Source organism: Anaerococcus urinomassiliensis, from assembly GCF_900128425.1.
Classification (GTDB): domain Bacteria; phylum Bacillota; class Clostridia; order Tissierellales; family Peptoniphilaceae; genus Anaerococcus; species Anaerococcus urinomassiliensis.
In genome coordinates, this window is the sequence record NZ_LT635782.1 from 1 (window position 1) to 23,927 (window position 23,927).

15 protein-coding genes, 18 tRNA genes, 2 rRNA genes and 1 other annotated feature are annotated in these 23,927 nt (G+C 37.3%); all 35 genes read left to right on the forward strand.

Annotation, left to right across the window (positions count from 1 at the left end):
* Positions 1–1,132 (forward strand): 23S ribosomal RNA (locus tag BQ7474_RS00940); the annotation flags it as partial.
* A 178-nt stretch (positions 1,133–1,310) separates the two neighbouring features.
* Positions 1,311–1,427 (forward strand): 5S ribosomal RNA (rrf, locus tag BQ7474_RS00945).
* 135 nt (positions 1,428–1,562) lie between these two features.
* Positions 1,563–1,637 (forward strand) — tRNA-Asn (locus BQ7474_RS00950).
* A 55-nt stretch (positions 1,638–1,692) separates the two neighbouring features.
* Positions 1,693–1,781, forward strand: a tRNA-Leu gene (locus BQ7474_RS00955).
* Positions 1,782–1,835: 54 nt separating this feature from the next.
* A tRNA-Met gene (locus tag BQ7474_RS00960) sits at positions 1,836–1,912 on the forward strand.
* Positions 1,913–2,157: 245 nt separating this feature from the next.
* Positions 2,158–2,232 (forward strand) — tRNA-Glu (locus tag BQ7474_RS00965).
* Positions 2,233–2,367: 135 nt separating this feature from the next.
* Positions 2,368–2,443, forward strand: a tRNA-Val gene (locus BQ7474_RS00970).
* A 167-nt stretch (positions 2,444–2,610) separates the two neighbouring features.
* A tRNA-Asp gene (locus BQ7474_RS00975) sits at positions 2,611–2,687 on the forward strand.
* A 26-nt stretch (positions 2,688–2,713) separates the two neighbouring features.
* Positions 2,714–2,789, forward strand: a tRNA-Thr gene (locus BQ7474_RS00980).
* A gap of 75 nt (positions 2,790–2,864) precedes the next feature.
* Positions 2,865–2,950 (forward strand) — tRNA-Tyr (locus BQ7474_RS00985).
* A gap of 76 nt (positions 2,951–3,026) precedes the next feature.
* Positions 3,027–3,100: transfer RNA gene (locus BQ7474_RS00990), tRNA-Gly, on the forward strand.
* 11 nt (positions 3,101–3,111) lie between these two features.
* A tRNA-Arg gene (locus BQ7474_RS00995) sits at positions 3,112–3,188 on the forward strand.
* Between the two features lie 36 nt (positions 3,189–3,224).
* A tRNA-Gln gene (locus tag BQ7474_RS01000) sits at positions 3,225–3,300 on the forward strand.
* Between the two features lie 3 nt (positions 3,301–3,303).
* Positions 3,304–3,379: transfer RNA gene (locus tag BQ7474_RS01005), tRNA-Lys, on the forward strand.
* Positions 3,380–3,446: 67 nt separating this feature from the next.
* Positions 3,447–3,536: transfer RNA gene (locus BQ7474_RS01010), tRNA-Ser, on the forward strand.
* Between the two features lie 103 nt (positions 3,537–3,639).
* Positions 3,640–3,733: transfer RNA gene (locus tag BQ7474_RS01015), tRNA-Ser, on the forward strand.
* Between the two features lie 13 nt (positions 3,734–3,746).
* Positions 3,747–3,822 (forward strand) — tRNA-Phe (locus tag BQ7474_RS01020).
* Positions 3,823–4,008: 186 nt separating this feature from the next.
* Positions 4,009–4,084, forward strand: a tRNA-Trp gene (locus BQ7474_RS01025).
* A 3-nt stretch (positions 4,085–4,087) separates the two neighbouring features.
* Positions 4,088–4,164 (forward strand) — tRNA-Ile (locus BQ7474_RS01030).
* A gap of 37 nt (positions 4,165–4,201) precedes the next feature.
* Positions 4,202–4,278: transfer RNA gene (locus BQ7474_RS01035), tRNA-Ile, on the forward strand.
* A 1,024-nt stretch (positions 4,279–5,302) separates the two neighbouring features.
* Entirely contained in the window at positions 5,303–6,208 is a 906-nt protein-coding gene (locus BQ7474_RS01040; protein WP_073997218.1) for a DMT family transporter, read from the forward strand.
* Positions 6,209–6,297: 89 nt separating this feature from the next.
* The gene (locus tag BQ7474_RS01045) at positions 6,298–7,497 is read left to right on the forward strand and encodes a S41 family peptidase (protein WP_073997219.1); all 1,200 of its coding nucleotides are present in this window, start codon (positions 6,298–6,300) and stop codon (positions 7,495–7,497) included.
* A gap of 8 nt (positions 7,498–7,505) precedes the next feature.
* Positions 7,506–8,876 (forward strand): magnesium transporter, encoded by a 1,371-nt coding sequence (gene mgtE, locus BQ7474_RS01050; RefSeq protein WP_073997220.1) that lies wholly within the window; start codon positions 7,506–7,508, stop codon positions 8,874–8,876.
* Between the two features lie 12 nt (positions 8,877–8,888).
* A complete protein-coding gene (gene mgtE / locus BQ7474_RS01055) occupies positions 8,889–10,253 on the forward strand; it encodes a magnesium transporter (protein WP_073997221.1) in 1,365 nt (454 codons plus the stop codon).
* A gap of 124 nt (positions 10,254–10,377) precedes the next feature.
* The gene (locus tag BQ7474_RS01060) at positions 10,378–11,076 is read left to right on the forward strand and encodes an acyl-[acyl-carrier-protein] thioesterase (RefSeq protein WP_073997222.1); all 699 of its coding nucleotides are present in this window, start codon (positions 10,378–10,380) and stop codon (positions 11,074–11,076) included.
* Positions 11,069–11,701 carry an HD domain-containing protein gene (locus BQ7474_RS01065; RefSeq protein WP_073997223.1) on the forward strand — a complete coding sequence of 211 codons (633 nt, stop codon included), beginning with the start codon at positions 11,069–11,071 and terminating at the stop codon, positions 11,699–11,701. The genes BQ7474_RS01060 and BQ7474_RS01065 overlap by 8 nt, the downstream gene beginning before the upstream one ends.
* Positions 11,702–12,035: 334 nt before the next feature.
* Entirely contained in the window at positions 12,036–14,279 is a 2,244-nt protein-coding gene (locus BQ7474_RS01070; RefSeq protein WP_073997224.1) for an ABC transporter substrate-binding protein, read from the forward strand.
* A 163-nt stretch (positions 14,280–14,442) separates the two neighbouring features.
* Positions 14,443–14,676 (forward strand) — a binding site (T-box leader).
* A 55-nt stretch (positions 14,677–14,731) separates the two neighbouring features.
* Complete coding sequence (locus BQ7474_RS01075; RefSeq protein WP_073997225.1) at positions 14,732–15,940, forward strand: M20 metallopeptidase family protein; 1,209 nt, start codon at positions 14,732–14,734, stop codon at positions 15,938–15,940.
* Positions 15,933–16,961 (forward strand): methionine ABC transporter ATP-binding protein, encoded by a 1,029-nt coding sequence (locus tag BQ7474_RS01080; protein ID WP_073997226.1) that lies wholly within the window; start codon positions 15,933–15,935, stop codon positions 16,959–16,961. Before BQ7474_RS01075 ends, BQ7474_RS01080 begins: the two co-directional genes overlap by 8 nt.
* Positions 16,948–17,613, forward strand: coding sequence for a methionine ABC transporter permease (locus tag BQ7474_RS01085; RefSeq protein WP_073997227.1), 666 nt, complete (start codon positions 16,948–16,950; stop codon positions 17,611–17,613). The genes BQ7474_RS01080 and BQ7474_RS01085 overlap by 14 nt, the downstream gene beginning before the upstream one ends.
* Positions 17,614–17,625: 12 nt before the next feature.
* On the forward strand, positions 17,626–18,477 hold the full coding sequence (locus BQ7474_RS01090) for a MetQ/NlpA family ABC transporter substrate-binding protein (RefSeq protein WP_073997228.1): 852 nt from the start codon (positions 17,626–17,628) through the stop codon (positions 18,475–18,477).
* 21 nt (positions 18,478–18,498) lie between these two features.
* Complete coding sequence (locus BQ7474_RS01095) at positions 18,499–19,386, forward strand: MetQ/NlpA family ABC transporter substrate-binding protein (protein WP_044565661.1); 888 nt, start codon at positions 18,499–18,501, stop codon at positions 19,384–19,386.
* 59 nt (positions 19,387–19,445) lie between these two features.
* The gene (locus BQ7474_RS01100; RefSeq protein ID WP_073997229.1) at positions 19,446–19,928 is read left to right on the forward strand and encodes a glutathione peroxidase; all 483 of its coding nucleotides are present in this window, start codon (positions 19,446–19,448) and stop codon (positions 19,926–19,928) included.
* A gap of 1 nt (position 19,929) precedes the next feature.
* A complete protein-coding gene (locus tag BQ7474_RS01105) occupies positions 19,930–20,415 on the forward strand; it encodes a hypothetical protein (RefSeq protein WP_073997230.1) in 486 nt (161 codons plus the stop codon).
* 257 nt (positions 20,416–20,672) lie between these two features.
* Positions 20,673–23,786 carry an isoleucine--tRNA ligase gene (gene ileS / locus BQ7474_RS01110; RefSeq protein ID WP_073997231.1) on the forward strand — a complete coding sequence of 1,038 codons (3,114 nt, stop codon included), beginning with the start codon at positions 20,673–20,675 and terminating at the stop codon, positions 23,784–23,786.
* Positions 23,787–23,927: the final 141 nt, after the last annotated feature.

Below are 23,927 nucleotides of genomic sequence, written 5' to 3' on the forward strand. Positions count from 1 at the left end.
CCCCAAATCTGGATTAAGTGGAAAAGGATGTGAACCTACCAAGACAACCAGGACGTTGGCTTAGAAGCAGCCATACATTCAAAGAATGCGTAATAGCTCACTGGTCAAGTGGGTTTGCGCCGAAAATAAACGGGGCTAAAATCCAGTACCGAAGCTTCGGATTGATAGAGAATTTAAAATTGCTCAATCAACTCAAAAACGAGAAAAAAGGTAAAACTTAGACGGAAATATTAAACACAATCAAGATAAACGAGTTATTCAAAAATTACGCAAAAATCAAACACAAGAAAAAGGTAAGTTGTAAAAGAACTCAATTATCACCGAACAAGCAGTCATAAAACAAAAGTTAAAAATGACAACTGGTTGAAATATCGTCAAAGTATTTACCAGCAATTTTAAACTCTCTATCAGTGGTAGAGGAGCATTGTATTAGGGGTGAAGCCTAAGCGAAAGCAAGCGTGGNCCTGGGCAATGGACATTGTCAGTTTGGCAGTTTGACTGGGGCGGTCGCCTCCCAAAAAGTAACGGAGGCGTTCAAAGGTTCGCTCAGAATGGACGGAAACCATTCGCAGAGTACAAAGGCACAAGCGAGCTTAACTGCGAGATATACAGATCAAGCAGAGTAGAAATACGGACTTAGTGATCCGGTGGCACCGCATGGAAGGGCCATCGCTCAACGGATAAAAGCTACCCCGGGGATAACAGGCTTATCTCCCCCAAGAGTCCACATCGACGGGGAGGTTTGGCACCTCGATGTCGGCTCGTCTCATCCTGGGGCTGAAGTAGGTCCCAAGGGTTGGGCTGTTCGCCCATTAAAGAGGCACGCGAGCTGGGTTCAGAACGTCGTGAGACAGTTCGGTCCCTATCCAGCGTGGGCGTAAGAAATTTGCGAGGAGCTGTCCCTAGTACGAGAGGACCGGGATGGACATACCACTGGTGTACCAGTTGTTTCGCCAGAAGCATAGCTGGGTAGCTAAGTATGGCATTGATAAGTACTGAAAGCATCTAAGTACGAAGCAACCCTCAAGATAAGATTTCTAAAAGAAGGTAAAGAAAATACCTTAGATAGGTCCAAGGTGTAAGTACAGTAATGTATTAAGCTAAAGGATACTAAACTTTAAATCTTGACTGGAAATATTGTGCCTGCCCTATCCCAATTCGATGAAATCGAATTGTAGGAAGGTCAGCTGCCAGATTTGTTCAAGGTGCGAAGCAGCTTGAGTACAAATTACGGCGTATGATAAGGATAGAGTAGGGTTTATTTAAGAAATTAAATAGACTGCTATTTAGAAAGTTCAAAAATTAAATAATATAGTGACGATAGCAATGAGGATACACCTGTTCCCATACCGAACACAGAAGTTAAGCTCATTAACGCCGATGGTACTCGGAGGGTGACCTCCCGGTAGAGTAGGAAGTTGCTAAACAAAGGCAAGCCCGGCCGGCTCATGGAGGAAATTGTCCCCGTCATATTGGGGCTCCATGAAATGGTCGCAGGGCGTTAGCCCGAGAATATAAGCTAGCCTAAAAGGCTAGGCTAGTGATAGATGAAATATAAATATGCTTAGGTAGCTCAATGGTGGAGCACCCGGCTGTTAACCGGTAGGTTGTGGGTTCGAGTCCCACCCTGAGCGCCAAAATTAGTTTTTGAGAATTGACTTAAAGGCTAGTACCTAGTAAAACAAAGTATTTGCCGGGGTGGCGGAACAGGCAGACGCACAGGACTTAAAATCCTGCGATGGTCAAACATCGTACCGGTTCGATTCCGGTCCTCGGCACCATTAACTTAGTGGTATAATCCTTGGAGGACTTAGATTAAGCGTGGAAATGTATACCGCGGGATAGAGCAGTCTGGTAGCTCGTCGGGCTCATAACCCGGAGGTCGTTGGTTCAAATCCAGCTCCCGCAACCATTACATATTTTGTAAAAAAATATTTGCATTATAATAAAATTTATGTTATACTAATAAAGTCGTTTCACAAGGCTCTTTGGTCAAGCGGTTTCTTGATCCTAACCCCAAAATTTGTTTTGGCTGGTAGGTCAAATGTCGCGCAGTCCAAATCTATGATTTGGCAAACGAAGCCGACTAAAACACCTCAAAGAAAAGCTTTGACTATCTATAAGAAAATCATAATATATAAAAAAGAAAAAAAATAAGGCCCTATGGTCAAGCGGTTAAGACACCACCCTTTCACGGTGGTATCCCGAGTTCGAATCTCGGTAGGGTCACCATAATGATCTATCAGCATTTACTAAGTAAATGTATTGAATGTCAGATGTCGCGGTATTTCAAAGTTGCCTGCAACTTTGTCAACAAGCCGACAATAGTATGTTTAGAATAAAAATATTTTTTGAACATACGGCTCTGGAAGTATAGCTCAGTTGGGAGAGCATCTGCCTTACAAGCAGGGGGTCACAGGTTCGAGCCCTGTTACTTCCACCAATAATCTAGCCCGTGCGGCTGATAGAGCACCCTGCATGGAATGGTTGCACGAAGTGCAAAAGCCCGTGCGGCTCGTGGAGCACCCTCAATGGTATACTCTTACGAATTAAGAATACCAAGTGTGAGAAGTGTATTCAAATAATAGATATAATTAATAAATCATATATGGCCTGGTAGTTCAGCTGGTTAGAATGCCGCCCTGTCACGGCGGAGGTCGTGAGTTCGAATCTCATCCAGGTCGCCATTTGGATTGCAATAGTAATCCAATGTGCTGATGTAGCTCAATTGGCAGAGCAATTGATTTGTAATCAATAGGTTGTAGGTTCAAGTCCTATCATCAGCTCCAAAAAAAAGCCTGTGCGGCTCGTGGAGCACTTTCCATGGAATGGTCGCAAGCTTATAAACAAATTAATATATACTTGGGGATGTTCCAGAGTTGGCCAAATGGGACGGACTGTAAATCCGTTAGCTTTGCTTTCAGTGGTTCGAATCCGCTCATCCCCACCAAAAAAGTTTTGTCTTTAAAGGACATATCATAGATAGTGGATGCTAAGTCTACTGTTTGAAGAATGCCAAATATCATGCGGGTGTAGCTCAGTGGTAGAGCCCCAGCCTTCCAAGCTGGTTGCGAGGGTTCGATTCCCTTCACCCGCTCCACAAAAAGATATGCGCCTGTAGCTCAGCTGGATAGAGCAACGGACTTCTAATCCGTGTGTCGGGGGTTCGATTCCTCCCAGGCGCGCCAACAAAAACTTTTAGATATAATCTGCATACTGTATTTTGGGATATAGCCAAGTCGGTAAGGCACCAGACTTTGACTCTGGTATGCGTAGGTTCGAGTCCTGCTATCCCAGCCATATGATCCATTAGCTCAGCCGGTAGAGCACCTGACTTTTAATCAGGGTGTCCGGAGTTCGAATCTCCGATGGGTCACCAAAAAAGATAAGCCTATTTCATATGAGATAGGCTAATCTAATATAATTTTTAACAATTATTTGTCAATGGAGAGGTACCGAAGCGGTCATAACGGGGCGGTCTTGAAAACCGTTAGAGTCTTTGGCTCACAAGGGTTCGAATCCCTTCCTCTCCGCCAATTATTTTATAAATAAAAACTTAACAATAGATGGCGAGGAGACTTCTTCCGACCATTTTAACGAAGTATTCCAATATAAGCCAGATGGTCATTTTTATTTAATGGAGAAGTACTCAAGTGGCTGAAGAGGCTCCCCTGCTAAGGGAGTAGATCCTTTCAATAGGGATGCGAGGGTTCAAATCCCTCCTTCTCCGCCATTTTTTTATTTATGCCCAGATAGCTCAGTCGGTAGAGCAGAGGACTGAAAATCCTCGTGTCGGTGGTTCGATTCCGCCTCTGGGCACCACAGCACGCCTGCCCGGCGTCCTGAGAGGGCCCGTGCCCAATAGGCACGGAATTACCGCAGGAGCGAAGCGACGAGGACCATAAAATATTTTGTCAAAGTTGCCGAACATTAATTCTTATTTGATTAATTATTGTTATTTGTATACAAAGGATAAATCGCCCAAAATTACATAAGTTTTTACCATCTAGGGGAGTAGTTCAGTTGGTAGAACGTCGGTCTCCAAAACCGGATGTCGCGGGTTCAAGTCCTGTCTCCCCTGCCATATGGACCTGTAGCTCAGGTGGTTAGAGCGCACGCCTGATAAGCGTGAGGTCGGTAGTTCGAGTCTACTCAGGTCCACCATAATTTATTTATAAATTAAATAACACATTTTATTTGTGGGCCTCTAGCTCAGTCGGTTAGAGCGCCCGGCTCATAACCGGTAGGTCCAGGGTTCGAGTCCCTGGAGGCCCACCAGACTAGCACCATCATTGATGGTGCTTTTCTTATTATGTAGATAAAGTCTTCGTTTGACGTACCGGTTATGAGCCTTTCGGCTCTTAACAGTTCTCTGGATTCGCTATGCTCATCTCAGAGATTTCAGATGCAAGCATCTGAAACTCTTCCGGGACTGCGTCCAGGGTTCGAGTCCCTGGAGGCCCACCAGACTAGCAACATCATTGATGGTGCTTTTCTTATTATATAGATAAAGTCTTCGTTTGACGTACCGGTTATGAGCCTTTCGGCTCAAACAGTTCTTTGGACTCACTACCGTTCATCTCAAAGATTTTAAATGCAAGCATTTAAAACCCTTCCGGGACTGAGTCCAGGGTTCGAGTCCAAAACAAGCCCGTCCGGCTGATAGAGGACCCTCCATGGAATGGTCGCACATGTGCGATCCCACCAGACTAGCACCATCATTGATGGTGCTTTTCTTATTATATAGATAAAGTCTTCGTTTGACGTACCGGTTATGAGCCTTTCGGCTCTTAACAGTTCTCTGGGTTCACTACGTTCACCTCAGAGATTTCATATGCAAGCATCTGAAACCGCACAGCGGACTGCGTCTAGGGTTCGAGTCAGAAACAAGCCCGTGCGGCTATGGGAGCACCCTCCATGGAATGGTTACACAAAGTGCAAAGCCCGTCCGGCCAAAAGAGGACCCTCCACGAAGTAGTCGCACATGTGCGAGCCCACCAAGTTTTGAACCTTTTGTAGGGGGTTCTTATTATATACATTTATGCTTCGTTTAAGTAACGGTTATGAGCTTTATTTATTGTACCATTTCAAATCTCTTTAATACTCCAAATAAGATTTTTCTATTTTCGCCATATCTTATAAATTTCTATTCTCATTGTCTACTATCCATTTGTTCTATTTATCTTCTTATGATTCTTCTATTAAACGTACAATTATTTTTAACTGTCTTTACTTTTCTACATTTATCTATTATTTGTTATAATGGTTAGTAGATGAGTAACTTATTATTATGGAGATGATTATGACTGATATTAATAAAAAGAATGAGACTATTGGGATTTTGGCGGCTTTTTTGTGCGAGACTCTCTATGGTCTATCTTACATTTTTACAAAAAAGGCTACTCAATCAGCCACTGCTTTTGCTCTTTTGGGATGGAGGTTTTTGATTGGGGCTGTTGTTATGTCCATATTTGTGTTTTTTAAGATTATTAAAGTTGATTTTAGAAAAAAGTCTATTAAGGAACTTTTGCCTGTTGCTCTATTTTCTCCTTGTATTTACTACATAGCGGAAACTATTGGTATTGATCATACAACGGCTTCAGAAAGTGGAATATTCCTGGCTTCTATTCCTATAGCTTCTCTTATCGCATCGACTTTATTGCTTAATGAAAAGCCTAGCAAAAGACAAGTTACTGGTATTGTTGTTACCCTAATAGGGGTTTTGATTACAGTAGTATCTCTTGGCTTATCGTCAAGTTTTTCTGTAATCGGATATTTGTTTTTGCTTATTGCTGTTATCTCCTATGCTCTATACAGCGTTTTTGTTAGCAATGTCAAAACTTACACAGAATCTGATGTCACATATATGATGCTTATTTGTGGAGGCTTATTTTTTACGATTCTTGCATTAATCGAGGCTTCTGCTAATGGTAGTATGCAAAATCTAATAAGTCTTCCATTTAATGATAGGAATTTTTTGATTGCGATTTTATACCAAGCTATTGGTTGTTCTGTTTTGGCATTTTTCTTATCTAATATGGCTATTGCAAGAATCGGTGTTAATAGAACTTCTTCTTTTATAGGGGTGTCTACAGCAGTTTCAATCCTTGCTGGGATTTGGATACTAAATGAGGGATTTAAGCTTTATCAAGTCCTTGGAGCCATTGTGATTATGGTGGGTGTATATATAGCAAATATTAGTAAGTAGCTGTTTAAAAATAGCTGAAAAATTGTATAGTTATATTATTATATTCTTTAAAAAATACTACTTTATTTGAGTAACAGATTGGAGGTTTTATGAAAAAATTTGGCAAATTTATCTTAGCCTTACTTATTGTAGCAGGTGTTGGATACACAGGTTATACAATAGGTGGCAATATGGGTGGAGTTTCTACTGCAAACACTAGGGATAGTGAACATATAGCCGATATGCAAGGACTTAAAGCATTATTAAAGCAAAATTATTTGTATGATTTTACTGATGATCAAATATATGAAGGGTCATTAAAAGGTATGTTTGCAAACCTAGGTGATCCTTATACGTCTTATTATTCACCAGATGAGTTTTCAAAACTTATGGAAACTTTAAACGGTAGATACCAAGGTATTGGTGTCTCTGTCCAAGCTAGCAAGGAAGGATATATCAAAGCTATTTCAGTCTTTGATAACTCTCCTGCTAAGGAAGCGGGTATCGAGCCTGGTGATTATATAACAAAAGTCAATGGAACTGCTTTTACTGCAGATCAGCTTGAAGAAGCTGTTGCAGAAATCAAAGGTGAACCAGGAACTAGTGTTAATTTGACTATCCTAAGAGTGGAAGAAAATTCTACAAATTCTAAGGAGTTTGATGTCAAGGTTGATAGAGCCGATGTAAATGTTGACACTATAGATGATGATATGGTAGAAATTGATGGAAAGAAAATTGGCTATATTCACATAATGGCATTTGATGATGTGACTTGGAATGACTTTTCTGAAAGCTTTAACAGACTTAAGGGCCAAGATATTGATGGACTTATCCTAGATGTTAGAAACAACCCAGGTGGTGCCTTGGATGTAGTAATTAATATAGCTGATAATTTCCTTGACGAAGGAACAATTGTAACTACAAAGGAAAAAGATGGCAGTGAAACTGTTGAAAAGAGTAATGGCGACTTTGACGATATACCGTTAACTATTATCCAAAATGAAAACTCAGCATCAGCAAGTGAAATTCTTGCTGGAGCTCTAAAAGATAGAGGCAGAGCTAAGGTTGTAGGCAGTCAATCTTTTGGTAAGGGAGTTGTTCAAAAAATCTTTAATCTTCAAAATGGTGCTGGTGCTAAAATAACCATAAGTGAATATTTCACACCAAATGGAACTCAAATTAATAAGGTTGGTGTTACTCCAGATATCGAGGTGGAAGCTGACGAAGACTTTGATATTAGCAAAAAAGACTTGGCAAATGATAAGCAATTTATATACGCATTAAATGAGCTTTTAGAAGAAATTAAATAGGTGTAGATATGTTTTCTTATACCGATACAGAAAAAAGGCTCAATGACCTTAAACATTTGCTAGATGAAAAGAAAGTAAATGAATTATCAGACCTGCTTCGCAGGACCAATCCAATAGATATAGTTGAATTTATAGAAGAGTTACCAGCGGAAGAAGCCCTTATAGTATTTAGACTTCTAAAAAAAGAAGACTCTAGAGAAGTATTTGCAGATCTTGATAGCGAAGATAAGGAAAAACTACAAGCTGGACTAAATGATACAGAGTTTAAGGAACTTCTCGATGACTTAAACTTTGATGATATGATTGATACCTTAGAAGAAATGCCGGCGGCAGTTGTAGAGAATATCTTAAAGGCATCAGATGATCAAACAAGAGAACTTGTAAACGAGTACTTGCAATTCCCAGAAGATTCTGCTGCAAGTCTAATGACAACCGAGTTTGTAGAAGTAAGCCCGGAAACAACTGTTGGCGAAACTCTAGCATATATAGAAGAAGTTGGAAAAGATAAGGTAACCGTCTATACTTGTTATGTAACAAGTCCCACAAAAGAACTTTTGGGATATGTATCACTTAGGATGATTGTAACTAGTGATTTGGATGTAAAAATAAAAGAATTGATGTATGAGGACGTTATTACCGTTGAAACCACTGAAGACCAGGAAGATGTAGCTCGCAAATTCAAGAAATACGGTTTTACGGCTTTGCCAGTAGTAGACTTAACCAATAAGCTTGTTGGTATAATCACAGTTGATGATATCATGTGGATTATTGAACAAGAGGCAACAGAAGACTTCCAACTTTTGGCAGGTACTTCACCAGAAGAAGAAGATTACTCAAAGATGAGTCCTTGGGACTTGGCCAAAAACAGGATTCCTTGGCTGATGTTTTTGATGATATCGGGAGCTTTTACATCTACAATATTAAAAAGATATGAGGATGTAATCCAAACGGTGATTGCTCTAAATATGTTTATACCAATGCTTACAGGATCTGGTGGTAATGCCGGTAGCCAAGCATCAACCCTTGTAATCCGTGCTATGGCAACTCATGACATAGAGCCAAGTGATTGGGCAAAAGTTGTTCTAAAGGAAATATCAGTAGGTTTGATTTGCGGGGCAATCTTAGCCTTGGCAGCATTTTTAAAGTGTTATTTCTTTGATAAAGTTGCTATAAATGTTGCTCTTGTAGTAGCTCTAACCATTATTTCAGTTGTGGTGCTTGCAAAAGCAATCGGATCTTTGCTTCCAATAATAGCAGAAAAATTGGGAGCAGATCCAGCAATTATGGCAAGTCCGCTTATTACTACAATTGTAGACTCACTTGGACTAATCGTTTATTTTAATATAGCTCAAATGATCTTGCCAGGACTAGGTGTGTAGAAGGAGGATAGGATGTATAAGTACAATTCAACAGAAGATAGAATAAGAGAACTTTCCTATCTTCTAGAACAGAAAAGAACTAATGAACTATCCGAACTTTTAAGAAGAACAAACCCGGTAGACATAGTAGAATTTTTGGAAGGATTGACTGCTGAAGAAGCCTTAGTTGTATTTAGACTTTTGAAAAAAAATGATGCAGTTGAAGTATTTGCTGAACTTGATTCAGATCAAAAGGAAAATTTACAACAAGCCCTAAATGAAAATGAATTTAAGGCCTTGCTTAGAGAACTAAATTTCGATGATATGATCGATACCTTAGAAGAAATGCCAGCAGCCTTGGTTCAAAGAATACTAAGGTCTTCAGATGCCGAAACTAGAAATCTAGTAAATGAATATCTCAAATTCCCTGAGGATTCAGCTGGTGGCTTGATGACCACAGAATTTGTGGAACTAAAAGCCTATATGACAGTAAGAGAAGCTCTAGCTCATATCAAAAAAGTGGGCAACGATAGTGTAACAGTCTATACTTGCTATGTAACAAGTCCTACAAAACAACTATTAGGTTATGTGTCATTAAGGCAGATTGTAACAAACAAACCTAATACAAAAATAGAAGAATTGATGTATGAAGATGTAATTGCAGTACAAACCACAGACGACCAAGAAGATGTAGCTCGCAAATTCCAAAAATATGGATTTACTGCCCTACCAGTAGTAGATAATACCTCTAGACTAGTTGGTATAATCACTGTAGATGATATCATGTGGATTATAGAGCAAGAGGCAACAGAGGACTTCCAACTCTTAGCTGGTACCAGACCAGATGAGGAAGACTACTCAAAGACAAGTCCTTGGGACCTTGCAAAAAATAGGATACCATGGCTATTGTTTTTGATGATATCAGCAACATTTACATCAACCATTCTAAGAGGTTATGAATATGTCCTCCAAGCAGCGATAGCACTTAATATGTTTATACCAATGCTTACAGACTCAGGGGGAAATGCTGGGAGCCAATCATCAACTCTAATTATTCGTGCTATGGCAACCCATGATATAGAAACAAGCGATTGGGCCAAGGTAGTTCTTAAAGAGATTTTAGTAGGTTTAATATGTGGACTAGCCCTAGGCATAGTAGCATTTTTAAAATGCTTTTTCTTTGATAAGGTAGGCGTACAAGTTTCTATAATAGTAGGCATTACCATAGTAGCAATAGTAGTAATGGCCAAAACTGTAGGTTCCCTACTGCCAATTATAGCAGAAAAATTTGGAGGAGATCCTGCAATAATGGCAAGCCCACTAATATCTACAATAGTAGACTCCTTATCATTAATTGTTTATTTTACAATAGCAAAAATGTTGATAGCTGGTCTATAAATAATGTAAGTAGGAGAAGAACCACATTTGCTGGTTCTTTTTTATGTTAGAAAATCTATCCAGGTAAATAATATTTTGCATAACAAAAGCTTTAAAATATAGTATATGTAGAAAGAAGGGATTTATGGCCTATAGCGAAATATATAAAATACCAGAAGTAATTTGCGATAAAGATGGAAATTTATCGATAAGAAACTTAGTCATTTTGATGGGAGAAGTTCTAATTCGCCACTCACATATCCTAGAAAATGGCATTGATATGACTAGACTTAGGTGGATAGTATATTCTTGGGATGTAGAATTAGAAGAAGAAATCAAAGTCTATGACCAGGTAGAAGTCACTAGTTTAGTATTGGGCATGAATAAATTTTATGCTTATCGTAATGCTTACATCAAAAGAGATGGACGTGTAATAGTAAAAGCTTACGGAGTCTTTATGTTAGTTGATATAGATAGGATGCGCCCTATAAAAATGAGAAAAGATCTAATATCAGCTTACAAAATTGACGATAAGATTTATGGTAAAAATGACTTATCATATAGGAATGACTTTACAAATTCAAAGGAAATTATGGTAAGATATACTGATATAGATAGCAATCTTCACGTCAACAATGCCGTATATTTTGACTATATATGTGACTTGTGCAAGCTAGATACAAAAGATTTGGCGTTTTTTAATATAGTTTATAAAAATGAAATCCGAAACAAGGACCTTGTTTTGGGAGAGTTTGTTGAAAGTGATGAAATTATAGATTTTAGATTAAGATCTGTAGAAGATAATACAATTTACACATACGGAAAGATTAGAAAAAATGTATAAAGATGGATATGGAAATATAGCAAATAGAGATAAAATAATATCATATCTTGAAGAAGGATATAATAATAATCCAGGCAAGTGGGTCTTACACTCATGGATTATTGGTCAAACAGCCAAAAATATGGCAAAAGATTTAGGACTTGATCCAGACGTTGCCTTTGCTTGCGGAGCCTTGCACGATTTGGGAAAATCAGAAGCCTTAGACAATGCGGCACATTTCATAAGAGGATACAAGATTTTAAGATCTGATTCCTATTTTTTTCCAGCAAGAATCGCCCTAAGCCACAGTTTTCAAATAAAAGATGTCGATGCTTATGTGGGAGCTTGGAATGTAAGTGATCAAGAAAAAGATTTTGTAAGAGACTTTCTAGCCTATAATGATTACAACGATTATGATTTATTGATTCAACTTCTCGATGGTCTTATAAAGACAGAATACCTTGGCATAGAAAAGAGGGCCCAGGGAGTTTTGGAAAATCACGGTTCTAACCCATATTTTGAAGATAGGAAAAAAAAGTTATATGAGCTTGAAGAATATTTTCAAAAAAAATTAACAAAGCCAATAGAAAAATATATGCCTAGGGAAAAATGGTACAAATTTCCATATAATCTTTATAGAAAATAGGAAATACCATTGCAAAAGTCTTATATTAACGTATATTATAATTGAATTTATTTTACCATATTGGGGAGGTTTTTACCTCCTCTTTTTTTGTGTAAATTTAGGCGGGATTTTTAATAAAGTAGATAGGTATAAAATATAATTTAGTTACATAACTAGATAAAGTACTAAATAATTATGGAATAAATTGCAATCTATTATCAATGATGTGTCAATATCAACAACAATATGGATAATAATTCATTAATGTTAATAAAAAACCATTAAAGCTATTGACAAAAGGAAATTTAAGGAATAGAATACTAGCAATATATAGAATATATATTAGGAGGAAAAAATGAAAATGAAAAGAATATTCTCCTCACTAATGGCTTTAGGTTTAGCAACTAGCCTTGCAGCTTGTGGTGGTGGAGATAATACTGAAAAACAAGAAGATGTAAAAAAGGAAGAAAGTCAAAGTAGCGAAGAGACTAGTGAAGAAACTACTGACAAAGAAACTGATTCTGAATCTATGGATGATTCTACTGATACAGATGAAAATAGTGATGATGAGAATACAGACAAAGAAGCTATGTCTGATGACGACAAAAAAGAAATAGCTGATTTCGACAATGTGACAGCTGATGATACCCTAGTTATTGGTACAAGTCCAATGAATGGTGACTTCTTTGAAGGTTGGGCTAACAACACCTATGATGTAATAGTTAGACAACTTATCGGTACCCAAGGAACCAATGCTTATAATACAGCTGTAGTTGATGATGCTGGTCAATGGCAAGATAATATGACAGTTCTTGCTGAAAAACCAAAAGAAGTAGAAAATGAAGATGGATCAAAGACTATTACATATAAGCTAAATGAAGACTTAAAATGGTCTGACGGCGAGCCTGTAACAGCAGATGACTATCTATTCTATTCCCTACTATTTTCCGATGCAAACTATAGTAAGGTATCTGGGGCTACAACAGTTGGTAAAGATGCACTAAAGGGCTATGAAGCCTTCCATGATCCAAATAGTGAAGTGGATGAGTTTGAAGGTTTGGAAAAGATTGATGATTATACATTTTCTGTAACAATCGATTCATCATTCTTGCCATACTACGAAGAGTCATACCTTTCCCAACAATCGCCATTCCCAATGCATGCAGTTACTGACAACTTGTCTATAAGCGACAATGGTAAGAAACTTGTTGCAAAAGAAGGCTATGAAGTAACAGAAGAAGATAAAAAAGCCTACCAAGAGTCTATAAAAACTCAAATTGATAATCTAAATAAACAATTTGAAGAAGATAATGAAGGGGCAGAAGTCGACGAAGAAACACAAAAAGCTCACGATGAGGCTATAGCAGACCTAGAAAGTAGATTAGATGGAGACGTAGACCCTACTGAACAATTGAAAGAACAAGCTATGCTTAAGATTGCTAATGAATACAGATTGGCACCATCAGTAGTATGTGGACCATATGTATTTGATAGCTATTCAAACAACATGGTTAAACTTTCCCTAAACCCTAACTACAAGGGTAACTTCAAGGGTGAAAAAGCCACTATACCAAATGTTATAGTACAAATTGTAAATGCTAATATAGCTGTAGACCTTCTTGAAAATGGAGATATAGATATTTGGCAAGATGAAACTGAAGGCGGCAAGATTGACCAAATCAGAGCAGCTGCTGATGCAGGTAAAATCAAATACAATTCATATGACAGAAACGGTTATGGTAACGTAACATTCCTAACAGATCGTGGATCTACAAAATATAAAGAAGTAAGACAAGCCATAGCCCACCTAATGGATAGAAATACTTTCGTACAACAATTTGCAGGTGGATATGGAGTTGTAACCAATGGTCTTTATGGTGCAAGCCAATGGATGTATAAGGAAAAAGGACCAGACTTAGAAAGCAATCCAGAGCTTACAAACTATCAATTAAACCTAGATGAAGCGAATGCCTTGCTAGATAAGACCCCATATACATTTGAAGAAGATGGTAAAACTCCTTGGGATATAGCAAAGGCTGAAGAAGCATTTAAAAATGATCCTGATGGCTATGACTACTACAGATATGATGAAAATGGTAATAGACTAGTTGTAAACCAATTTGGTTCTGATGAATCCCCAATTACAACATTAATCTCTAACCAAGTTCCAAACAACGCTAAGCAAGTAGGTATGGAATATAACGTAACAGCAGGAAACTTTGCAACCTTGCTAGATTACTATTATTCTCCAAAAGAAAATGCTGAATACACAGCATTCAACATGGGCCAATCTTTTGAACCACCATTTGATCCATACTATCAATACAACTCAAAAGGTTTTGACAACCATACAAAGACAAACGATCCAAAGGCTGATGAAGTAACAGAAGCTTTGAGAAAGACGGATCCCAAAGATAAAGAAGGATACTTGGATAAATGGGTTGACTTCCAATTATGGTACAATGATTACTTGCCAGAAATCCCACTATATTCTAACCAATACCACACAGGATATACAAACAGGGTAGAAGGCTTCGATCTAAATACACCAGAATGGCCAGCTCAATATCAAATCAATGCTATGACCCTCAAAAAATAGTATTGTGTATGCAAACGCCCATTAATTTGGGCGTTTTTGCTTGATAAATTGACAAATATAAAAGAGAAATTAATTGATAAAAATGTAAAAAAATTTAAATTTATTAAATAAATTTGACATAGTTTTTTTTAGGTGGTATTATAATTCCATCAAATAGATTTTACAAAACCAAATGATAAGAAGAGTAGTCTAGATGGATATTCTACAGAGAGCCCAGTACTGGTGAGATGGGCGGATACAAGTTTAGATGAAGATGGCCTTGGATTGGGGTGAGTCGATAGTTAGATTCACACGGGACTTCCCGTTATAGAAGTAGAGTATGTATGTACTTGATGAGAGTATGTATGCGTGAGTATGCATAAATTAAGGTGGTAACGCGATTAATATCGTCCTTAGATTCTATTATTAGGATTTAAGGACGATTTTTTTTATGTAAATTAGAAAGGTAAAAAATGACTAGCAATGAAGTAATCAAGAAAAAAATAGATGAGTATTTTTCTGATACCATATCTTGGAGAACTTACCTGCACGAGAACCCAGAAGTAAGTGATAAGGAATACCAAACAGCAAAATATCTCAAAGCTGAGTGTGAAAAACTTGGACTTCTAGTAGAAGCTGCAACAAATACAACAGGTTTTACGGCCTTGCTTGATACTGGAAAGCCAGGCAAAACTATTGGAATAAGAACAGATATTGATGCACTTCCAATAGCAGAAAGTCAATACAATCTCAAGAATAAAAAAACAGTTGTATCAAAAATTGATGGAGTAAGCCATGCTTGTGGCCATGACTCACACATGGCAACACTTCTTACAACAGCAAAAATCCTTCTTGATTTAAAAGATGAACTTAAGGGTAAAATTTATTTTATATTTGAAGAAGGTGAAGAGACAGGTGGTGGGATCGAAGCTATGGTAGAGCATCTTAAAGATAAAAATCTTGATGCCTGCTACGGTAATCACCAATCACCATTTATGGAAATCGGAAAAATTTCTGTAATCAAAGGCCCATCTCATGCAGGATGTGCTGGTGTAGAATTTAATGTTATAGGCAAGGGTGGCCATGGATCTCGCCCTGATAGGTGCATAAATCCCCTTACAGCAACAGCTAATATAGTTACAGCACTTACAACAGCTTGGGTCAACCAGCTTGATATAAGTAAAACTGTGACATTTGGTCTGGGAGCTATAAACGGTGGATCAGCCTCAAATGTAATCCCCGACATATGCAATGTAAAAGGGACCTTGAGATTTTTTGATGATAAGGCTGGAGAAGATGCCCTAGAGGTATTAAAAGAAGTAACAAAGCAAACTGCCAAGGCCCATAAGTGCGGTATAGAATTTACAGACTACACTAGAATAGTAGCCTATCCAACCATAAACGACCCATACCTAGCAGAAGATGTTAGAAAATCATTAAATGATATCTATCCGAATGCCTTTGAAGAAGCAGAAACGAGCTATGGTTCAGAATCATTTTTTGGATATTCTAGGCTTTGCCCTTCAGTTTATACTAGATTTGGTGTTGGTAATAAAGAAAAAGGAATCAGTGCAGGTGCTCATACTCCAGAATTTGACCTAGATCCAGAAGGTATCAAATATGCAGTAGGCCTACAAGTAAAATTTGCAAGTGATTTCTTAAATGGAGTTTTTGATGATTGATTTAAAAAATATAACAGTAGATTTTGATGGCTTTAAAGCTGTTGATGATGTAAACCTTAGGGTGGAAAAAAATGATATATATGGAATTGTAGGGTTTTCTGGAGCTGGTAAATCGACCTTGGTAAGGACCATAAATCTTCTCCAAAGACCAACAAGTGGCCAGGTCTTGATAGATGGAGAAAATCTTTTGGATCTTTCCAACAAAGATTTGAGAGCAAAGAGAAAAAATATTGGAATGATTTTCCAACATTTTAACTTACTAAACAACATCACTATTTTGGATAATGTAATATTTCCTATAAGGAAGCTAAAAATACCAAAAGAAGAAAAAGAAGCAAAGGCAAGAAAGCTACTAGAGCTAGTAGGTATTGGCGATAAGGCTAGCAATTATCCGAGAGAACTTTCTGGTGGTCAACAACAAAGGTGCGCTATAGCTAGAGCGCTAGCATCAGATCCTGAAATACTACTTTGCGATGAGGCTACAAGTGCCCTAGACCCAAAGACAACCAAGCAAATATTAAAACTATTAAAGGAACTTAATGAATCTTTGGGACTTACAATTGTAATTATCACCCATCAAATGGAAGTGGTAAAGGACCTTTGCAATAAGTGTGCAGTTATGCAAGATGGTAAAATCGTAGAATCTGGTTCAACTCTTTCTATATTTGCCAATCCAAGAGATAGGCTGACCAAAGAATTCGTTGAAACTTCGACCAATATTTCAGATACCATAGAAGAAGTTAAACAAAATATAGGAATCTTAAAGGAAAATGAGCTCTTGGTTAAGCTAAACTATGTAGGAGAATCTACAACAGAACCACTTATAAATGATATTTACCAAAAGTTTGGCATTAAAACAAATATCCTTGCAGGAAATATTGAGTTTATCACAGGAGTTCCTGTTGGTAATCTAATAGTAAGTATTTCAGGTGATCCGGATTCACTAAGTAAACTTGGAAATTACCTAGAAGAAAGAGAAGTTAGTGCAGAAGTATTGGGAGGTAAAGATGGGATTTTTTGAGTACTCATGGTCCATAAGAGATAGTATAATCGAAAACTTTAAGACGACCCTTTATATGTTGCTTATATCAGCAATATTTGCTGGAATATTTGGACTAATAATTGGCATAATAATGGTTGTCACAGACCATAACAGGATTTTGGAAAACAAGCTTATCTATAGCATCTTGGACAAACTTACAAATATTTTTAGGTCCATACCTTTTGTAATCTTAGTTGCCCTTATTGCACCGATTACAAAAGAAATAGTAAAAACAAGAATAGGCCCAAATGCAGCTATAGTTCCCCTAGTATTTTCTTGTGTGCCATTTTTTGCTAGACAAGTAGAACAAGCCCTAGCAAGTGTGGAACCAGGAAAGATTGAAGCGGCGGAAGCCATGGGAGCTTCGCCTTTTGAGATTATAACAAGGGTCTATCTTAGAGAAGGCCTACCATCACTCTTGCGTGCTGGTTCCATAACTCTAATCTCCCTACTAGGACTTACAGCCATGGCTGGCCTTGTAGGTGGAGGTGGTATAGGAGACTTGGCCATAGCAGTCGGCTACCAACGCTACAAGGATGATGTAGTAATAGTAAGTGTTGTTTTGATACTAATAGTAGTATTCTTAATTCAGGCTATAGCAAATCATTTAATAAGAAAAACAAGTCATTAAGGAGGAATTATAATGAAAAATTTAGGAAAATTAACTTTAGGATTGGCCCTAATTTTAGGACTTAGCTCATGTGGATCAAATGGAGATAACAAAGAAGCAAGCGAAGGAGAAAAAGCTCAAACAGAAGTTTCCGATACTATAAAAATTGGTGTTGTAGGTGAGAAAAATGAAGTGTGGGAAGAAGTTATCAAAAGATATGAACAAGGCACAGGCAAAAAGGCTGAACTTGTAAAGTTTTCTGACTATACCCAACCAAATGAAGCCTTGGCTAGTGGTGATATAGATGTAAATAGCTTCCAACACTACAAGTTCTTGGAAGAATATAACGATGCCCAAGGAGAAGAAAAACTTGTGGCAATTGCTGACACCATGCTTGCTCCATTAGGTTATTATTCAAATCAAATAAAAAGCTTAGATGAGCTAGAAGATGGAGATAAGGTTGCTATACCAAATGACCCATCAAATGGACCAAGAGCCCTATTCTTACTCCAAGCAGCAGGGCTTATCAAAGTAAATGGAAATCCTGGTGAAGCTATCACCCTAGATAATATAACAGAAAATCCAAAAAATCTTGAATTTATTGAAATGGATGCAGCTCAAACTGCAAGAGCCTTAGATGATGTAAAAGTGGCTGCAGTTAATGACAACTATGCCCTAGACTCTGGACTAAGTCCAAATGAAGATGCAATATTTTTAGAAGACCCAGAAAATCCAGATGCTAAGATCTATGTAAATGTTATAGCAGCAAGGGCAGAAGATAAGGACAATGAAGCCTACAAGGAACTTGTAAAATACTATCAGACAGACGAAACAAAGAAAGACTACGACACATATACAAATGGTGCTTGGATAGCATCTTGGTAAGAAATTATAAGGAGAATGGTAATGAAAAACATCAGTAAAATAGGCCTAGGCCTTGCCTTAATCTTAGGACTTAGTGCTTGTGGGGCAAAAAATAACGAAAGCGCACAAACAGCAGAGCCAGAAAAGACAGAAACAACAACAGAAGCTAAAAATGAAACAGATCCATTAAAAGATAAAGATGTGATAAAACTTGGTGTGGTCGGAGAAAATAACGAAGCTTGGGAAGATGTAGCAAAAAGATACAAAGAAGGCACAGGAAAAACTATAGAAATAGTCACATTTAGCGAATATAGAGAGCCAAACGAAGCTCTTTTATCTGGTGACATTGACATAAATGCTTTCCAACACAAAAAATTCCTCCAAGACTTTAACGAAGTTAGTGGATCAGATATAGTTTCAATTGCAGATACATCAATTGCTCCACTTGGTATATACTCATCAAAAATAAAGGACCTAGCTGACCTAGAAGATGGTGCAAGAATAGCAATACCTGATGACCCAACAAATGGATCAAGATCACTATTCCTCTTACAATCAGCAGGACTTATAGAAGTAGAAGGCGAAGATGGAGATTCCATTACTCTTAATGAAATCACATCAAATCCAAGAAACTTTGAAATAGTAGAGCTATCAGCTTCCCAAACAGCTAGATCTCTAGATGATGTGGACATAGCTTGTGTTAACTCTGGAATGGCAGTAGATGCTGGCTTCATACCAACAGAAGATGCAATTTACCTAGAAGACCACAATGAACCAGGTAAAGATATTTATGTAAATATCATAGCAACAACACAAGATAAAAAGGATAGCCCAACCCTAAAGGACTTGATTGACAATTACTATCACACGGATGAAACCAAGAAAATAGTGGATGAAACAACAAAGGGATCATCAATCCCAGTTTGGTAAAATCTTTAAATGTTATAAAAATCACGTATAGTAATATCATCGTAAAATAAGGAGTTACTATGACAGAGATTTATGACATAATTGTAAAAGATAATAATGGTGATGATATATCCCTTGAAAAATATAAAGGCAAGGTACTTTTGATAGTAAATACTGCAACAGAATGTGGATTTACTCCCCAATACGATGCCTTGCAAAATTTGTATGAAAGTTACAAAGATAGAGGCTTTGAAATATTAGACTTCCCATGCAATCAATTTGGAGGACAAGCTCCAGGAAGTGACCAAGAGATAGCTAATTTTTGCACATCAAACTTTGGAACAACTTTTGATAGATTTGCCAAAATTGATGTAAATGGAGAAAATGAAGCAGAGTTATTTAAGTTCCTAAAAAATGCTAAAGGGGGCATTTTTGGGGATAAAATTAAGTGGAATTTTACCAAATTTCTTGTAGATAAAAATGGAAATGTAGTAAATCGCTACGCTTCTCAAAAAAAACCGGAAAATATAGCTAAAGATATAGAAAAATTATTGGAAGACTAATATGGACAAACTAGTACAATTAGCAAAAGATTCAATTAAATATTATGAGGAAAACAAGACCTATTTAAAGGACTATGACGATGAATTTAAGGCAAATAACAATGGAGCAATCATTGTAGTTAGTCAGGAAGATAGGATTGAGACAAGTGGTTCTATCTATCCAACTCGTTCTGATATAGGCCTTGATGTAATATACGAAGCAGTCAACGCTACTATTTTTAATAATGGAGTAGATTTAGTAAACTATGATGTAGATGATCTCTACATTATCGTTTATGAAGTAGTCAAAATCCAACAAATCCAATATATGGAAGAATTTGGTATGTACCATGGCCTAGTTGTCAAATACAACAATGAAGACACCATGGTATTTAGAAATGACTATGAGTCTGACTATCAAATGTTTGAAGATGCCCTAGATAAGGCAAATGTTGATAGCCATGATGTATTTTCCCTATATAAATTCAAGGTAGTAAAACATATCTAAGGTTTTTACCCTTGACAAGCAGGACTAGATTAGTATTATCTATGTAGAATATCAACGTTATAGAGAACAGTAACTTATCAATAACTTTAAGAGAGGCGCTGGCTGGTGAAAAGCGCTAAGGGAAGGATAAGTGAATATCATCTTTTAGTTTGCAAAGTGAAATTATTAGCCTTGTACGAAAGCCAATCGTTAAGAGCAAAACTATCAATAAGTGGACCGTCTGTATGGACGGTTCTTTTTTTATGAAGGAGGTAAAAATGAGTGAATTCAAATCTCTAAATACAAACGATACAAAAAATCGTGAAGCGAGTATAGAAGAATATTGGAAAGAAATAGACCTATTAGATCAAACTTTTAAAACACGTGAGGATGCAGAAGAATACATAATCTATGATGGGCCACCAACAGCAAACGGCAAGCCTGGTATCCACCACGTTATAGCAAGAACCCTAAAGGATATGACTAGCCGCTACAAGAATATGAAAGGCTACAAGGTCCTTAAAAAAGCAGGCTGGGATACCCACGGACTGCCAGTAGAAATCGAAGTTGAGAAAAAACTAGGATTCCACGACAAAAACGACATCGAAGGCTATGGTATAGAAAAGTTCAACAAGTTTTGTAAAGAATCAGTATGGACCTATTCTGATATGTGGCGTGATATGTCTGACCGTATGGGATTTCTATATGATATGGATCATCCTTATGTAACCATGGACAACGACTATATAGAAACAGAGTGGTATCTATTAGATAAGGCCTTCAAAAATGGCTACATTTACGAAGGGGCAAAAGTTATGCCATACTGTCCAAGATGTGGTACAGGTCTTGCAAGTCATGAGGTAGCCCAAGGTTATCAAATGGATAAAACCATCACCCTTACAGTCAAATTTAAGAAGAAAGATACAGAAAACGAATATTTCCTAGCTTGGACAACAACACCATGGACACTTCCATCTAACGTTGCCCTATCAGTAAATCCAGACCTTGACTATGTAAAAGTTTTCGATAAAACTGACAATGCTTATTATTATATGGCAAAATCCTTATCTGAAAGTCTAATGACTGACCATGAATACGAAGTGGTAGAAACTCTCAAGGGTTCTGATATGGAATATATGAAATATGACCAGCTACTTCCATATGTAGATGTCAATGAAGAAAAGGCCTTTATAGTAACCCTTGCAGACTATGTATCTGCAGAAGATGGTACAGGTATAGTTCACTCTGCACCAGCCTTTGGTGAGGACGACTATCAAATTGGTAGAAAATATGGCCTAGATTTCGTTCAACCAGTTGATAAAGAAGGTAAGTTTACAGATACTCCTTGGAAGGGTCAATTCATCTTTGATACCAATGAAGATATCTGGCACCATCTTGTAAATGAAGGCAAGGTCTTCAAAAAACAAACCGTAGAACATAATTATCCACACTGCTGGAGATGCCACACACCACTAGTTTATTATGCAACACCATCTTGGTATATAGAGATGAGCAAGTTTTCTGACAAATTAGTTGAAAACAACAAGTCTGTAAATTGGTATCCACCAACTATAGGTGAAAAGCGCTTTGGAAACTGGATAGAAAATGTAAAAGACTGGGCTATATCAAGGAGCCGTTATTGGGGTACACCTCTAAATATCTGGCGCTGTGATGATTGTGGCCACACAAGGACAATAGGATCTAGAAAAGAACTGGCAGAACTTGCCATAGAAGATATAGATGAGAATATAGAACTTCATAGACCATATGTAGACGAAGTTTCTATCAAGTGTGACCACTGCCATGGAACTATGCACCGTGTGCCAGATGTAATAGACGTTTGGTTTGACTCAGGAGCGATGCCATTTGCCCAATTACACTACCCATTCGAAAATAAGGAACTATTTGAAAATTATTATCCAGCAGACTTTATATGTGAGGGTATAGACCAAACTCGTGGATGGTTCTACTCACTTATGGCTATATCAACCATTACAACAGGCAAGGCGCCATACAAAAATGTATTGGTAAATGACCTAGTAGTTGACAAAAACGGCCAAAAAATGTCTAAGTCAAAGGGCAATACCCTAGACCCATTTGCTCTATTTGACAAGTACGGGGCAGATGCAGTGAGATTCTATTCCCTATATGTATCACCACCATGGATGCAAACAAAATTTGATGAAGCTGGTTTGGTTGAAGTAAGAAACAACTTCTTCAGAACCTACGAAAATGTCTACAACTTCTTTAGCCTATATGCAAATACAGACAATCTTGGTATAGAAGAGCTTAAAAATATTGGGGAAGTAAAATTAGAAAAAATTGACAAATGGTTATACTCAAGACTAAACACACTAGTAAAAGAGTACACTGAGCAAATGGAAGTCTTTGATTACAACAAGGTTGTTCACTTGATTTCAGACTTCGTAGTAGAAGACTTGTCAAATTGGTACATCCGCCGCAATAGAAAGAGATTTTGGATGAGTGAACTTACAGATTCCAAAAAGGCAGTTTATAAAACAACTTATGATGCCCTAATAACTATTGCAAAACTAATTGCGCCAATCACTCCTCATATAGCAGAAGAAGTTTATAGAAATCTAACGGATGAAAAGACAGTTCACACCCAAATCATGCCAGAAGCAAATAGTGATTTCATAGATGAGAGCCTAGAGGCTGATATGGACTTAGTAAGAAAAATTGTAAATCTTGGCCGTGCAAGTCGTGAGAAAGAATCTATCAAAGTTCGTCAACCACTAGCAAAAATCATAGTAGACGGTTCTTACCAAGAAAGGATTACTGACTTAATCCCTCTAATCAAAGAAGAGCTAAATATAAAAGAAGTAGAATTTGCAAATGATCTCTCCGAATTTATGGACTTCTCACTTAAGCCAGACTTTAGAGTAGTTGGCCGTATTTTCCAATCAAAGGTAAATGATTTTGCAAAATATTTGGCAAGTGTAGATGCCAAGGACTTTGTAAACCAAACTAACGAGGGACCTGTTGAGATTGATCTTGACGGCGAAAAATACCAAGTCACAAGCGACTACCTAGATGTAAGAATCTCTGCCAAAGAAGGTTTTGATGTGGAAATGAACGGCAATGTCTTTGTAGTTCTAGACACTGAAATCACAGAAGATCTCAAAGACGAAGGTTATGCTCGTGAATTTATTTCAAAAATTCAAAACTTGAGAAAAGATTCTGGATTTGAAGTGACTGATAGGATAAATATCTCTTATGGGGCAGATGAAGATTTAAGCAAATCATTAGAAAAATTTGCCGATGAAATCAAGAAAGAAACTCTAGCAGATAGCCTAAAAAAAGAAGACTTATCAGCAGAGGAAATAGACCTAAATGATAAGAAGATTAAAATCGAAATAGAAAAATTATAAGAATTATGACTGATGAAAATAGCTTTATTTTTATCAGTCTTTTTTTGTTTAATAATATAATTTAAGTAATATTAGTAAGATAAAAATAAAATACAAACACCTATTGACAAAACGTTTTCTTCGGTTTATACTATAGTAAAA